This window comes from Bacillus sp. SH7-1 (assembly GCF_008042405.1).
Classification (GTDB): Bacteria; Bacillota; Bacilli; order Bacillales; family Bacillaceae_G; genus Bacillus_A; species Bacillus_A thuringiensis_N.
In genome coordinates, this window is sequence record NZ_QNUD01000047.1 from 1 (window position 1) to 14,796 (window position 14,796).

The following is a 14,796-nucleotide window of genomic DNA, read 5'->3' on the forward strand; positions in this document are numbered from 1 at the left end:
AGTTTGTCTAGCATCTAAAATAAAAATTGACGTTTCACGTTGTTTGTTTCGTTTAGTTTTCAAAGTTCAACATCGCGTTTCAGCGACTTTTATAATTTAACATTTTTCGTTAAATCCGTCAACAACTTTTTTCTTTCGTTCCTGACGACGCTTATTAATTTACCATATTAATCATTTATTAGTCAACACTTTTTAAAAAAATGCCAAAATAATTTTTATCTTGGCATGATATAAAGCTTAATAACCACTAATGCAGCAACACCGGGTAGCCCTAATAAACTTGTGATCGCCGCTGTACCCAAATTAATTGGAATATGAAAATCAAAATATGTTCCTACGACATTTACGATAAAGAGTAATGCTATTCCTAACGTAATATGAAAGAGTGCCTTTCCTATGAATCGTAACGGCTTAGAAGAAACACCAAAAACAAGGAAAATAAAAACTAACGCAAGAATACCACCAATAATAATTGTAGAATTCATTTTTTCCTCCTTATGAATGACCTATACATAATTATTTGTATGGGACAAGGCGAGGAAAAAGAACATTTATCATATAACACCAATCGTTTTATCCTACTAATCTTTATTCGTTAACACTTTCTTCATAAAAACCGTTAATCGCTCCGTCCAAGCGAAGTGGCCACTACATGTTTAACAAATAAAATAAAAGGTTCTGCTTTTTCAGCAGAACCTTTTACCATTGTTCCATTTTTACAGGACGACGTTTTGCCTCTTTTAACAAGAAGAAATATTTCGCCTCTGCTATTTTTAAAGAACAAAGTACATCTTGAGATGGTTCCACACTTTGTTCAACCATTCTCTTCTGACGTAACCATTCGTTCTTCACTTTTTCTAATAGTACAATTAGCTTATCATCATACTCTTTACGCAATTTACCCTTTTTTTGAAAGAACATTTTTGTTTCTCCTCTTATACTTCTCTACGACCTTCTAACGCTTTCGACAGTGTCACTTCATCTGCATATTCTAAATCTCCACCAACTGGCAGACCATGTGCAATACGAGTTACTTTAATACCTGTCGGCTTTAAGAGGCGGGATATATACATCGCTGTAGCTTCCCCTTCAATATTGGGATTTGTTGCTAATATCACTTCTTGTACCGTTTCATCGTGCAGTCGTTTTAAAAGTTGCGGGATATTAATGTCTTCCGGTCCAATTCCCTCCATTGGAGAGATAGCACCACGTAACACATGATATACACCTTGATACTCTTTCATTTTTTCCATTGCGATTACATCTTTCGGTTCTTGCACGACACAAACAACTGATTGATCTCGATGTGAATCGTTACAAATATAACAAGGATCACGGTCAGTAATATGCCCGCATACAGAACAATATGCTAAGTCTCGCTTCGCATTTACAAGTGCTTTCGCAAAACCTAACACATCGTCTTCTTTCATATCTAATACGAAAAATGCCAATCGAACCGCTGTTTTCGGTCCGATTCCTGGCAATTTCATAAAACTATCAATTAGTTTTGATATTGGTTCTGGATAATGCATATATCAATATCCTCCTAGAACATCCCACCTGGTAAGTTTAAGCCTTTTGTAAATTTACCCATTGTAGAGTTTGAAAGTTCATCAGCTTTTTTAAGCGCATCATTCGTTGCAGCTAACACTAAGTCTTGTAACATTTCGATATCTTCTGGATCTACAACTTCTTCTTTAACTTTCACTTCAAGAATTTGCTTATGACCATTTGCAATAACTGTAATCATACCGCCGCCAGCTGTACCTTCAACTGTCTTTTCTCCAAGTTCTTCTTGCGCTTTTGCCATATCTTTTTGCATTTTTTGCATTTGTTTCATCATGTTATTCATATTTCCCATTCCGCCACGCATCATAATTAATTCCTCCTAATTATTATTACTCTTTTATTTCAATAAGTTCTTGCCCTACTAATTTTACTGCCTCTTCTATAAGAGGATCTTCTTTCTTCTCTGGGCTTTCTTCAGAATCCCCACCTTCACGCTGTAAAAAATCTTCACGGATTTTACCCCATTCACTTTTTGGAATGGCAATCATATTTAATCTTTTACTTAGCAATTCAAATAAGGCTTGTTCCACTGTATCCATAGCTTCTCGATTTTCGCTTGCCATTTTACAGTGAATCTCATATTGAAACGCTAAAACGTAAGTATCATCCGAAGCCGCTACCGGTTCACTATTTTCTAATAAAACAGCAAACGCTACTTTGTTGTATGCTTTGAGTCTTCCTAGCAACTCACCCCATACAGCTTTTAATTGTTCTAAATCTTGACGCTTTGCTTGCTTTAATACTTCATTTACGCGTCCGACAGGAATCTTCATACTACCTGTCCGCACTGGTTTTGGTGCTGCACGTGTCTCTCTGACTTCCTGCTGCACACCAGCCGGCACACCATTCTTTTTGACTTGTTCTAACTCTTTCTCCAATTGCTGCATCCTGTTCATAATTGCTTGTAAACGATCTGCACCGTTTGCTTGCATCATAAACTGTTGACACAGTTGTACCATAACAACTTCTAAGAAAATTCGTGGATGATTTGTCCACTTCATTTCCTGTTGTCCCTTACTAAGAGTATGAATGATTTCATAGATTACTTCCGGTTGCATTTCTTCACTTAACATCCGGAATTGCTCATCTACCATTACTCGTTCCAACATATGTTCCAGTTGTGGTGAAGTTTGATATAAAAGCATATCACGATAATAGTAAATGAAATCCTCCATAAAGCGAACCGGATCTTTCCCTTTACCCATCATCTCATCTATGATACGTAATGCTCTTGATACATCATTTTCACGTATACATTCTACTAAGTTGCCTAAGTATTGCTGAGAAACAGAACCCGTTACAGCTAATACATCTTCTGTCGTAACTGTCTCATCACTATAAGATATCGCCTGATCAATAAGACTAAGCGCATCACGCATACCACCTTCAGCGGCACGCGCAACAATTTGTAACGCCTCATCTTCTACTTGCGTACCTTCATTGGTCACAACCGTCGATAATCTCTCAACAATATCATTTACTGATATTTTTCGGAATTCGAAACGCTGACAACGTGAAATGATTGTAGGCGGTATCTTATGCGGTTCTGTTGTTGCCAAAATAAAGATGACATGTCCTGGCGGCTCTTCTAACGTTTTTAAAAGCGCATTGAAGGCACCCATGGAAAGCATGTGAACTTCATCAATAATGTATACTTTATATTCTACAGCACTTGGAGCATATTTTACTTTATCTCTAATATCTCGAATTTCATCTACACCGTTATTTGAAGCCGCATCAATTTCTAATACATCTGAAATAGATCCTTGCGTAATCCCTAAACAAGAGGGACATTCATTACAAGGTTCAGCTACCGGAGCATGTTCACAGTTGATTGCTTTTGCAAATACTTTTGCAATTGTCGTTTTCCCTGTTCCCCTCGGGCCAGAAAATAAATACGCATGTGAAACTTTCTCTTGAAGAAGGGCATTTTGCAACGTTTTTGTCACGTGCTTTTGACCGACTACATCTTCAAATTTCTGCGGTCTCCATGTTCGGTATAACGCTTGGTATGACACGAAAATACGGCCTCCCTCAAAGGTTATTATCTCATTTATTATAACCCATTCTGTTTATAGATTCCAAAAGTTATTTTCTATACAAAAAACCCACCTTAATATTAAGGTGAGTTTTGTATACATATATAACTGCCGTGCACCTTCTGTCGATTACGTACCATAAGCGTTACTTAAGCAGTTAGCTCGGTTCAGGCACTCCTGCGGCACACGAGAAAACCCGCTTATTGCTGCTTCCTTCCGGACCTGACAAGGTTCACGGGGTCCCGTTGCGCAGGACCCAAACGTCAACACCACTTACTTAAGGCAGGCCTTACAGCAACATAACCTCGAGAAGGGATTCGGCCTCGCTAGAGCGGATTGCGAGTATAGGGCACCGCTACCTCCCCGCTTAGCACGGCAAAGTTAAAACCAATATTCGGTTGCCTTCATTAAAGGCACTATCAGTATAACTTGTTTTTTTATAAAATGCAAATACGTTAATTCTCGTTGCTTTTCTCTAATTTCTTGATCGCTTTTCTTTTTTTACGAAGTTCTCTAAAAAAGTTTGTTAACAGCGTACCGCATTCTTCTTCTAATACACCAGCTACTACTTCACATTGATGATTAAAGCGTTCATCCGTTAAAAGATTCATCAATGTCCCTGCACATCCACCTTTTGGGTCACTTGCACCATATACAACTCGCTTCACTCGTGATAAAACAATTCCACCCGCACACATCGGACAAGGCTCTAATGTTACATATAACGTCGCATCTTCTAAACGCCATGTCCCTAATTTTTTGCACGCCTCATCAATAGCTAACAACTCAGCGTGAGCTATTGATCTTTGCTCAGTTTCCCTTAAATTATGAGCAACACTAATTACCTTACCATCTAACACTATAACTGCACCAATCGGTACTTCTTGTATTGCCTCTGCTTTTTTAGCCTCTTCTATTGCTAACTGCATAAAATAAATATCTTGATCGCGTTCCATAACATAGTCCTTTCATTACAAATAAAGTACACTTATTTCCATTTACTACACATGGGATAACTTTTACAAATTCAATCCACCCTAAGAAAAAAGAGAGGGGATTACATATGAAGAATACTGCCTTACTCATTATCGATATGATTAATGATTTTCAATTTCCACACGGACCCATCCTGGCCAAGAAATGCGAAATTATAACAAACCCTATTTTACAATTAAAGAAAACGATGAAATCCTTCGGCTACCCCATAATTTATATTAATGACCATTATCAACTTTGGAGATCTGATATTGACCAACTAATTACTCATTGTACAAATGAATATAGTGAAAATATCATTCATAAGATTGCTCCAAATTCTGACGATTACATTTTTATTAAACCACATTACTCTGCCTTTTATGAAACACCTTTAAATTCTTTATTAGGTTATTTGAAAATAGAAAATCTAATATTAACAGGAATAGCTGGTAATATATGTATTCTATTTACAGCTAACGATGCTCATATGAGAAATTACACACTGTATGTACCACAGGACTGTATTGCCTCTAATCATGATCAGGATAACCTGCATGCTTTAAAAATAATGGAAGCCACATTAAAAGCAAATATAGTACCGTCATCCCAAATAAAATTTAATTAATACATATATCTATTTTCTAACTTTTTATATCAAATTAACCCGCTCGCTTCCCTCTTGTGCTACAATAATTCTGTTTTGTGTTTTTAGTAGTCACGGCAAATCACTGATTGAAAGGAGGAAACAGCGTGACCGGAGTACCATTTATCACGGTTGAAGGACCAATTGGTGTTGGAAAAACCTCACTTGCGAAGGCAATTTCAGCTCACATGCAACTCCACTTACTAAAAGAGATTGTTGATGAAAACCCTTTTTTAGGAAAGTTTTATGAAGACATCGACGAATGGAGTTTTCAAACAGAGATGTTCTTTCTTTGTAATAGATACAAACAACTAGAAGACATTAACATAAAGTATTTGAATCAAAGGAAGCCAGTAATAGCGGATTATCATATATTTAAAAATTTAATTTTTGCATCCCGTACATTAAAAGATTCTCAATATGACAAGTACATGCAAATCTATCGTATCCTTACACAAGATATGCCTGTGCCAAATGTCATCGTTTATTTAACAGCTAGCCTGGAAACATTACAAAAGCGAATCGCAATGCGCGGAAGAGAATTCGAAAAAAATATGGACCCAAATTACTTACTACAGCTCACAAAAGATTACGAAACAGCAATGGATACTTTCAAAAAGGACCATCCAGATATCCCGGTATTAAAATTTAACGGAGACGATATGGATTTTGTACAAAATCCCGATGATTTAAACGTCATCCTATCCGCCCTTCAAAATACTCTCTTAAAGGAGTCGAAATAATAATGAATTTAAGGCAAAAATATGATATACCAAATGATGCAGTAATTACTATCGCTGGAACAGTAGGTGTCGGAAAATCAACTATGACAACTGCACTAGCTAACGCTTTAGGTTATCGCACATCATTTGAAAAAGTAGATTCTAATCCATATTTGGACAAGTTCTATGCTGATTTCACACGCTGGAGCTTCCACTTGCAAGTATACTTTTTAGCAGAACGATTTAAAGAACAAAAGAGAATTTTTGAATATGGTGGCGGTTTTATTCAAGACCGTTCTATCTATGAAGACACTGGCATTTTTGCAAAGATGCATCATGAAAAAGGTACAATGACGGAAACTGATTATGAAACATACAAAGGTTTATTTGACGCTATGGTCATGACTCCTTACTTCCCTCATCCAGACTTATTAATTTACTTAGAGGGTTCTTTCGATGATATTGTAGACCGTATTCAAGAACGCGGACGCCCGATGGAGCAGCAAACACCAATTGAGTATTGGAAAGAGATGCATGGGCGTTACGAAAACTGGATCAATAACTTTAATTCATGCCCTGTTTTACGATTAAACATTAATGAATACGATATTTTAAAAGATGGAGATTCTATTGAACCAATCATAAAAAAAATTGGCCATTTTTTAAAACAAACACGTAAACTTGTAAAATAAAAAACCCGTGCATACGCACGGGTTTTTCTATTAAATTACTTCTTCTTTGTTGGAGCAATAATTTCACTCTCTGGTTTTCCAGCGTTAATACGCTGACGAACCGTACTTGTACTAATATCGTATGTCTCAGCAATCTCTTTAACAGTCATTTCTTTCCCGTTAATTACTGCTGTTAATACTTTACCTGTACGTTTTGGAGCTGCTTCTTTCTTTACAGCTTCTTTTTTAACTTTTTTTGGTGCCTCTACTTTTGTCGCAGTTTGTTTTACATCACAAGTGCAACCACAAAGTTTACGGAATGTATCATCGCTAATAATGCGCGATACGTTTGCACCACTGTTTAAAATTCTATTGTTCTTACAGACAGGACATTGTACATAATATAAAGTTTTTCCATCTAAAGGAAACGTTTGTATAATAAGATCCATGTTGACTCCTTTCATATCTATGAAGATAATCATCGGAATATGAGTGCGTAATAAGGACAAAATCGCCTTACACCATACTTTATGATTGGTTTTAAAATAAAAACTCGTTACGTGTTGGTAACGAGTTCTCCAATCTCCACTTATATGCGCTGTTGTCAATTATATCTGGAGGAGGTAGAGGGATTCGAACCCCCGCGCGACTCTCGCCGCCTGTCGGTTTTCAAGACCGATCCCTTCAGCCAGACTTGGGTATACCTCCATATTGACATCAAATATAATATCAAAAGAAAAACAGTTAGTCAACCCTACTAAAATAAATTATGAGGAAAGGAAAATTTTACTTTCCCTCTCCTACATTATAGTACTGACAACGCTCATAATTACCAATCACTCATACCGATGAATGTTTATAAATTTACTTAATAACTGTTTTTCCTCCCATATAAGGGCGAAGAACTTCTGGAATTATAATTGTACCATCTTCTTGTTGGTAATTCTCTAAAATAGCTGCCACCGTACGTCCAATTGCAAGACCAGATCCATTTAATGTATGAACATGTTCTGGTTTTCCGTTTGGTTCACGACGGAAACGGATATTTGCACGTCTCGCTTGGAAAGCCTCAAAATTACTACAAGAAGAAATTTCACGATATGTGCCATAGCTTGGAATCCATACTTCGATATCGTATTTTTTCGCTGCTGTAAATCCTAAATCGCCTGTGCACATGCTCATAACGCGATATGGCAACTCTAACAATTGTAACACGCGTTCTGCATCATTTGTTAGTTTTTCTAACTCTTCATAAGAATCTTCTGGTTTCACGAACTTTACAAGCTCTACTTTATTGAACTGATGCTGACGAATTAAACCACGTGTATCACGGCCAGCTGAACCTGCTTCAGAACGGAAACAAGAGCTAAATGCAGCATATCTTATAGGCAATTGCTCTTTATTTAAGATTTCATCACGGTGCATATTCGTTACAGGTACTTCAGCTGTTGGAATTAAGAAGTAATCTTCACTTTCAATACGGAATGCATCTTCTTCAAACTTTGGAAGTTGTCCAGTTCCTGTCATACTTGCACGGTTTACCATATACGGAGGTAATACTTCTTCGTATCCGTGCTCATCAGTATGAAGATCAAGCATAAAGCTAATTAGAGCACGCTCTAACCTTGCGCCAGCACCTTTATAGAATACGAAACGGCTTCCCGTTACTTTCCCAGCACGTTCAAAGTCTAGAATTCCTAAATCTGTAGCAAGATCCCAATGTGGTTTTGGTTCAAAAGCAAATTCCTTCACATCTCCCCAAGTACGCGCTACTACATTATCATCCTCTGTTTCACCAACTGGAGCAGATTCATGAGGGATATTTGGAATAGATAACATTAATCTTTCTAAATCTTCTTCAACTGTACGAAGTTCATTATCAAGATCTTTTACTTTTTCTCCAACTTCACGCATTTCTAGAATTAGAGCTTCCGCATCTTTCTTTTCGCGCTTCAATACAGAAATTTGTTGAGATACTTCATTACGTTTACTTTTTAGTTCCTCTGTTTGAACAAGTAGTTCTCTTCTTCTCGTATCTAACTCTTCAAAGCGACCAAAGTCAGTTAAATCTTCGCCTCTATGTTGTAACTTTGCTTTTACTTCTTCAAAATTTGTACGTAAAAATTTAATATCAAGCATTATATACTCCTCCTTTTATTTTATAAAACACAAAAAACTCCCGTCCCTATATAAAGGGACGGGAGTTAACCCGCGTTGCCACCCTAGTTGAAAGCATTACCGCCTTCCTCTCCAGTAGAAATAACGGCTCTTCACCGGGAACGTTTACTAATCATAAAGATATTCCACATTCCATTCCAGGATGGATTCACAAACTGTTTCTATCGATTTCCACCAACCACCGACTCTCTATAAGAAACCACATTTGTTACTACTTCCTATCAACACGCTTATTTTATAAAATTGTTACCATCAATTTACTATAATCTTATACAAGTTGCAAGTTACTTATACAACTTTTTTCATTTTCGCTTCTTTTACCATTTCTACAAAGTATGCTGTTACACGATGATCATCCGTCAATTCCGGATGGAATGAAGCAGCTAAAAACTGTTTTTGTTTTACCGCTACCATTCGGTCGCCATGCGTAGAAAGCACTTCGACATCATCTGCTACATCTACAACATACGGGGCACGAATAAATACGCCAACAAAATCTTCTCCCACACCTTTAATAGAAAGTGCAGCTTCGAAGCTATCTTTTTGACGCCCGAACGCATTGCGCTCAACTGTAATATCCATAGCACCAATATGTGCTTCTTCATAGCCAATAAGTGTTTTTGCAAGAAGAATCATTCCTGCACATGTACCAAACATTGGTTTACCAGACTTCGCGAATGTACGAAGTGGCTCCATGAAAGCATACTTATCAATAAGACGGCGCATTGTTGTACTTTCACCGCCTGGTAAAATAAGACCATCAATCTCTTCAAGTTGCTCTATACGCTTTACAACAACAGCTTCTGCACCACTTGCCTCAACTGATTTTACATGCTCACGAACTGCACCTTGAAGACCTAGTACACCGATTTTCACCATTTTAAAGTTCTCCTTCAATTACCATCCGCGCTCTTGCATGCGTTGTTCTGGTAATAACGTTGAAATTTCGATACCTTTCATCGCATTACCTAATCCTTTAGAAAGGCTTGCAATTAGTTCGTAATCCTCATAATGAGTCGTCGCTTCAACGATTGCACGTGCAAATTTCTCTGGATTCTCTGATTTGAAGATACCAGATCCAACAAATACACCATCCGCACCAAGTTGCATCATTAACGCTGCATCTGCTGGTGTTGCTACACCACCTGCTGCAAAGTTTACAACCGGCAAACGACCAAGGCGTTTAATTTCAAGTAGTACTTCATAAGGAGCACCAGTGTTTTTTGCATATGTCATTAACTCATCTTCACGTAGACTTGCAACTTGACGGATTTCTGCATTGACTTGGCGCATATGACGCACTGCCTCTACAATGTTTCCTGTTCCTGGTTCACCTTTTGTACGAAGCATAGATGCACCTTCTGCAATACGACGTGCAGCTTCTCCGATATCACGGCAACCACATACAAACGGAACTGTGTAATCACGTTTATTTAAATGGTATACTTCATCGGCAGGAGTTAATACTTCACTCTCATCGATATAGTCTACCCCTAATGATTCTAATACACGTGCTTCTACAAGGTGACCGATACGGCATTTTGCCATAACCGGAATTGACACAGCACCCATAACTTCTTCAACGATCGTTGGGTCTGCCATACGAGAAACGCCACCTGCTGCACGAATATCTGCTGGTACGCGCTCTAATGCCATAACAGCAACTGCGCCTGCCTCTTCTGCAATTTTTGCTTGTTCAGCGTTAATTACGTCCATAATAACGCCGCCTTTTTGCATTTCTGCCATTCCACGTTTTACACGTTCTGTCCCTGTTACATTTGTCATGTTACAAAAACCCCCCTAGGTGAATTGCTTTTCCCCGTTAAAGGCGAAAATTAAGAATACTCTTACATTCTACCACTAACCATCAGATGCTTGTCTACTACTTTTTCATAAAGTCGGTATGAAAAATAGGAATAAGAAAAAGCCCCTACAATGAGGAGCTTTTAAAACCAACCTTTTACTGTATCAACAGCACTATTCCATATACCACTAAAGAAAGAACCGATTCCGCGCATAGAACGAGTAAACCAATTCGCTTCTTCTACTGCAGATGTTGTTACAAGATCTATTTGTAATGACTTACCAGATAAAAATCCAGGATCATTCGTATCTTTTGGTGTAATTACCATCTGGCCAAGTGCAGCTCCCTTTTTAATAGGTGCTTCTTGTCCCTTACTTGCTTCTTTTAATTCTGTTTTATAAACATCTTTACTTCCCTTTGGCATTGGAAGTGAAACAGCTTGTTTTGTTTGAACTGCTACATCTTTATCTTTTGCATTTTCTACTCGTACTGTTTCATGTCCTTTTATCGAAGAACCTTTTTTATACACTTTCTTCATTTCAAAGTTATCAAATCCGTAATCATATAGCTTCTTTGTCTCATCGAAACGTGCTTGACGAGAATTTGTTTTAATGACTACAGAAATAAAACGCATTCCATTTCTTTCAACTGTACCAGTGAAACAATCTCCTGCCTCTGGAGTTGATCCTGTTTTCAGACCATCTACACCATCATATGCCTTAGATAAACCTTTTAACATCCAGTTCCAGTTCAACATTTGAAATTTCTCTTTTTCGGGACGGAAAACTTTCATCGGAGTTTTTGCTGTATCTAATACTTTAGGATAATCTTTAAGTAGATGTTGTGCTAAAGTTGCAACATCCTTCGCAGACATTTTATTTTCTTCATCCGGTTGTGTACCTTCAGGATGCATTCCTTTTAAATCTTTGTTCGTTAAGCCTGTAGAATTGACAAATTTATAATTTTTCAATCCTAGTTCTTTCGCCTTATCATTCATCATTTTTACGAAGTTTACTTCTTTATCCGCAATTGCTTCTGCTAATGCAATTGTTGCACCATTTGCAGAAAAGATTGCCATCGCCTCATATAACTCTTTTACTGTATAAGTGCCACCATTTTCTAATGCAACATTTGATAATGAAGCATCTTGTGAAACTTTATATGCATATTCAGAAACCTTAATTTTTTGATCCCACTTAAGTTTTCCTTTATCCACTGCTTCATGAACTAAATATTCACTCATCATTTTTGTCATACTAGCAATTGATAATAATTCATCTGCATTCTTTTGATATAAAATCTTACCAGAATTCGCTTCAACTAAAATTGCCGCACCTGCTTCAATGTTTAAAGCAGATCCTGTTTCTGCTGACGCATTGCTATATGGTAACAACATACTACAAGCTAGTGTAAGCATTGTTACTAACGCAATGAACCTTTTGCAAAACATACCTTTCACTTTTGCTACCCCCAATATCTATGTACTCACATAACCGTTATTCTAACATAATCAAAAAAAAATAGACAGAGATATCAAATCTCCGTCTATTTGTATATAAGACATTATAATGAGTAGTTTGGAGCCTCTTTTGTAATTTGTACGTGGTGAGGATGGCTTTCAAGTAAACCCGCACCTGACATGCGAATAAACTGTGCATTCTCACGTAAGAATTCTAAATTCTGTGCTCCGCAATAGCCCATACCTGCACGTAATCCACCAACTAACTGGTGAACTGTATCTGCTAAAGGTCCTTTATATGGTACTCGTCCTTCAATACCTTCTGGAACAAGTTTTTTATTTCCTTCTTGGAAGTAACGATCTTTACTTCCTTTTTCCATCGCTCCGACAGAACCCATACCACGATATACTTTAAATTGGCGACCTTGGTAAATTTCAGTTTCACCTGGGCTTTCAGCAACACCAGCAAACATGCTACCTAGCATAACAACATGTGCTCCTGCTGCTAAAGCTTTAACCATATCACCAGAGTATTTAATACCACCATCGGCAATGACTGGGATACCGTGTTTACGAGCTTCTGTTGCACAATCATAAACCGCTGTTAATTGTGGTACACCAACGCCAGCTACAACACGTGTTGTACAAATAGAGCCTGGTCCAATACCAACTTTAACTACGTTTGCACCTGCTTCAATTAATGCTTTTGTTGCTTCAGCAGTAGCAACATTTCCAGCGATAATGTTTAGTGACGGATATTTTGCACGAACTTCTTTTACTTTATCAATAACACCTTGAGAATGCCCATGAGCTGTGTCAAGTACGATTGCATCTACGCTAGCTTTTACTAATGCATCGATACGAGTCATAGCATCAGCCGTTACACCAACCGCTGCTCCAACTAATAAGCGCCCTTGCTTATCCTTCGCAGAATTTGGGAATTCAATTACTTTTTCAATATCTTTTATCGTAATAAGCCCTTGTAATACACCGTTGTTATCAACAAGAGGGAGTTTTTCAATTTTATACTTTTGTAGGATCTTTTCAGCTTCTTCTAGCGTTGTACCAACTGGAGCTGTAATTAGCTGTTCTTTTGTCATTACGTCGGAAATTTTAATTGAGTAGTCTTGGATAAAACGCATATCACGGTTTGTGATAATACCAACTAGCTTTCGCTCATCTAAATTATTTACAACCGGTACACCTGAGATACGGTATTTTCCCATAAGATGCTCTGCATCATACACTTGATGTTCTGGAGTTAAAAAGAAAGGATCTGAAATAACGCCACTTTCAGAACGTTTTACTTTATCAACTTGCTCTGCTTGTTGTTCAATAGACATGTTTTTATGAATAATTCCTAAACCGCCTTGACGAGCCATTGCAATAGCCATATCAGCTTCTGTTACTGTATCCATTCCTGCACTAATTAACGGGATGTTTAACTGTAAGCTTTCAGATAAAACTGTTTTAACACTTACTTCTCTTGGTAGTACATCTGACTTTGCTGGTACAAGTAATACGTCATCAAAAGTCAAACCTTCTTTAACAAATTTAGATTCCCACATAATTGTTCCCCCCATGATACCAGAAATTATTATTAGTAGCTTATCAATTGGTTAAAATACTGTCAAGGACGTATATATATGTTAGAATTTTTAGACAATAAAAGGAGCGTAATATATGCATCAAACACATTGTACTTGGCAGCAATTAAGTTTCTTCTTTTCATCTCAAAATGTACAACGTTATCTTGCCCGTTGTTATGAAAAATCCTCCATACAAGATGCTGAAAAAAAAAGTTTTGAAAATTGTTATCCCTTTATTTATTACTTAGAACATGGAAAAAATTATTATGAATTATATAAAGTATCCCCTTTTTCAATTCAACCAATGTTATTGTTTTATGGAATGAGCCAACTTTTTAAAGCCTGCTTACTAACCATTGATCCTAACTATCCAGAATCCACTACTGTTTTAGCTCATGGTGTTACGACCCGTAAACGAAAAAAACAAGGATATCAATTTTTAGAAGATGAGGTGAAGGTACAAAAAAACGGATTATTTACTCATGTTGCAGAACAGCTGTTTCACATGAAACACTTAGAATCAGAGAAGTTTAACATGTTGGATTTAATGGGAAATATTCCTGAATTACAAAACTTATTTCGCTATAGTCAAAGAGGTGCCACTTTATATAAAATTGATTCAACACATACAAATGAGCTTTCTTTTTCAGTCAACATACTAGATCGACTCCATATGACTACAGAAAGATTTTCACGTTACATTGAATCAACTTGTAAGCATTTATCCATGCAACATATCCCTGGGAAAACGAGCGAATCGAATTTGCTTTTTACAGCTCCTATCCAATCGTGGAATCCTATATATAGTACGCCCTTATACTACGAATATCTTGCTGATACTTATTACTTACCACTTACAACTGACCCTAGAAATCCTAAACCTGTATTACCCGAACTTCTTGTTCATTATTTATTGCTCTACAATTTAAGTATGATTTCTAGATACGAAACAGATTGGTGGTATGATTTACTTGGAAGCTATGGTTCTGAAGATTACCCGTTTATTTATCAATTCCTTAATATTTCTGCTCAAAAAATCCCTTACTATATTTCGGCTTTTTTACTAGCAGAACCGAGCCTATTTCATGGGAAATAAAAAAACACAAGTCAAAAGACTTGTGTTTTTAGTTGCTTGGCGACGTCC

16 protein-coding genes, 1 tRNA gene, 1 other RNA gene and 1 other annotated feature are annotated in these 14,796 nt (G+C 37.1%); of the genes, 4 read left to right on the plus strand and 14 right to left on the minus strand.

The features are described 5' to 3' along the window. Positions 1–215: 215 nt before the first annotated feature. The 7 genes from DN390_RS27495 to tadA form a co-directional block, all read right to left on the minus strand. A complete protein-coding gene (locus DN390_RS27495; RefSeq protein ID WP_060629166.1) occupies positions 216–485 on the minus strand; it encodes a pro-sigmaK processing inhibitor BofA family protein in 270 nt (89 codons plus the stop codon). 214 nt (positions 486–699) lie between these two features. After that, on the minus strand, positions 700–921 hold the full coding sequence (locus tag DN390_RS27500) for a YaaL family protein (protein WP_000466020.1): 222 nt from the start codon (positions 919–921) through the stop codon (positions 700–702). 14 nt (positions 922–935) lie between these two features. Further along, positions 936–1,532 carry a recombination protein RecR gene (gene recR / locus DN390_RS27505; protein WP_000559169.1) on the minus strand — a complete coding sequence of 199 codons (597 nt, stop codon included), beginning with the start codon at positions 1,530–1,532 and terminating at the stop codon, positions 936–938. Positions 1,533–1,546: 14 nt separating this feature from the next. Further along, positions 1,547–1,873 carry a YbaB/EbfC family nucleoid-associated protein gene (locus tag DN390_RS27510; RefSeq protein WP_170930109.1) on the minus strand — a complete coding sequence of 109 codons (327 nt, stop codon included), beginning with the start codon at positions 1,871–1,873 and terminating at the stop codon, positions 1,547–1,549. Positions 1,874–1,898: 25 nt separating this feature from the next. After that, positions 1,899–3,587 carry a DNA polymerase III subunit gamma/tau gene (gene dnaX, locus DN390_RS27515; RefSeq protein ID WP_060629165.1) on the minus strand — a complete coding sequence of 563 codons (1,689 nt, stop codon included), beginning with the start codon at positions 3,585–3,587 and terminating at the stop codon, positions 1,899–1,901. A gap of 132 nt (positions 3,588–3,719) precedes the next feature. Continuing rightward, positions 3,720–3,984, minus strand: an RNA gene (gene ffs, locus DN390_RS27520) — signal recognition particle sRNA large type. Between the two features lie 79 nt (positions 3,985–4,063). Beyond that, positions 4,064–4,564, minus strand: a complete 501-nt coding sequence (gene tadA / locus DN390_RS27525; RefSeq protein ID WP_060629164.1) for a tRNA adenosine(34) deaminase TadA — start codon at positions 4,562–4,564, stop codon at positions 4,064–4,066. A 107-nt stretch (positions 4,565–4,671) separates the two neighbouring features. Between tadA and DN390_RS27535 the strand changes: the two genes are divergently transcribed. The 3 genes from DN390_RS27535 to DN390_RS27545 all read left to right on the plus strand — a co-directional run bounded on the left by DN390_RS27535 (position 4,672) and on the right by DN390_RS27545 (position 6,643). Then, a complete protein-coding gene (locus tag DN390_RS27535) occupies positions 4,672–5,211 on the plus strand; it encodes a cysteine hydrolase family protein (protein ID WP_147809015.1) in 540 nt (179 codons plus the stop codon). Positions 5,212–5,336: 125 nt separating this feature from the next. Continuing rightward, positions 5,337–5,972: a deoxynucleoside kinase gene (locus DN390_RS27540; protein ID WP_060629161.1), complete on the plus strand. Its 636-nt coding sequence runs from the start codon at positions 5,337–5,339 to the stop codon at positions 5,970–5,972. Positions 5,973–5,974: 2 nt separating this feature from the next. Continuing rightward, entirely contained in the window at positions 5,975–6,643 is a 669-nt protein-coding gene (locus tag DN390_RS27545) for a deoxynucleoside kinase (protein ID WP_060629160.1), read from the plus strand. A 35-nt stretch (positions 6,644–6,678) separates the two neighbouring features. Here DN390_RS27545 and DN390_RS27550 read toward each other — a convergent pair whose 3' ends face one another. The 7 genes from DN390_RS27550 to guaB all read right to left on the minus strand — a co-directional run bounded on the left by DN390_RS27550 (position 6,679) and on the right by guaB (position 13,631). Further along, entirely contained in the window at positions 6,679–7,071 is a 393-nt protein-coding gene (locus DN390_RS27550; protein WP_060629159.1) for a sigma factor-like helix-turn-helix DNA-binding protein, read from the minus strand. A gap of 166 nt (positions 7,072–7,237) precedes the next feature. Beyond that, positions 7,238–7,330 (minus strand) — tRNA-Ser (locus DN390_RS27555). Positions 7,331–7,486: 156 nt separating this feature from the next. Further along, on the minus strand, positions 7,487–8,761 hold the full coding sequence (serS, locus tag DN390_RS27560) for a serine--tRNA ligase (RefSeq protein ID WP_060629158.1): 1,275 nt from the start codon (positions 8,759–8,761) through the stop codon (positions 7,487–7,489). Between the two features lie 51 nt (positions 8,762–8,812). Then, positions 8,813–9,034: a binding site (T-box leader), on the minus strand. A 54-nt stretch (positions 9,035–9,088) separates the two neighbouring features. Continuing rightward, entirely contained in the window at positions 9,089–9,679 is a 591-nt protein-coding gene (pdxT, locus tag DN390_RS27565; protein WP_060629157.1) for a pyridoxal 5'-phosphate synthase glutaminase subunit PdxT, read from the minus strand. Between the two features lie 18 nt (positions 9,680–9,697). Next, positions 9,698–10,585 carry a pyridoxal 5'-phosphate synthase lyase subunit PdxS gene (pdxS, locus tag DN390_RS27570; RefSeq protein WP_000186157.1) on the minus strand — a complete coding sequence of 296 codons (888 nt, stop codon included), beginning with the start codon at positions 10,583–10,585 and terminating at the stop codon, positions 9,698–9,700. 161 nt (positions 10,586–10,746) lie between these two features. Beyond that, positions 10,747–12,054, minus strand: a complete 1,308-nt coding sequence (locus DN390_RS27575) for a D-alanyl-D-alanine carboxypeptidase family protein (protein WP_140350411.1) — start codon at positions 12,052–12,054, stop codon at positions 10,747–10,749. Positions 12,055–12,167: 113 nt separating this feature from the next. Further along, complete coding sequence (gene guaB / locus DN390_RS27580; protein ID WP_060629155.1) at positions 12,168–13,631, minus strand: IMP dehydrogenase; 1,464 nt, start codon at positions 13,629–13,631, stop codon at positions 12,168–12,170. Positions 13,632–13,746: 115 nt separating this feature from the next. Here guaB and DN390_RS27585 point away from each other — a divergent pair, with 115 nt between their 5' ends. Beyond that, positions 13,747–14,748 (plus strand): YaaC family protein, encoded by a 1,002-nt coding sequence (locus DN390_RS27585; RefSeq protein ID WP_147809016.1) that lies wholly within the window; start codon positions 13,747–13,749, stop codon positions 14,746–14,748. Positions 14,749–14,796: the final 48 nt, after the last annotated feature.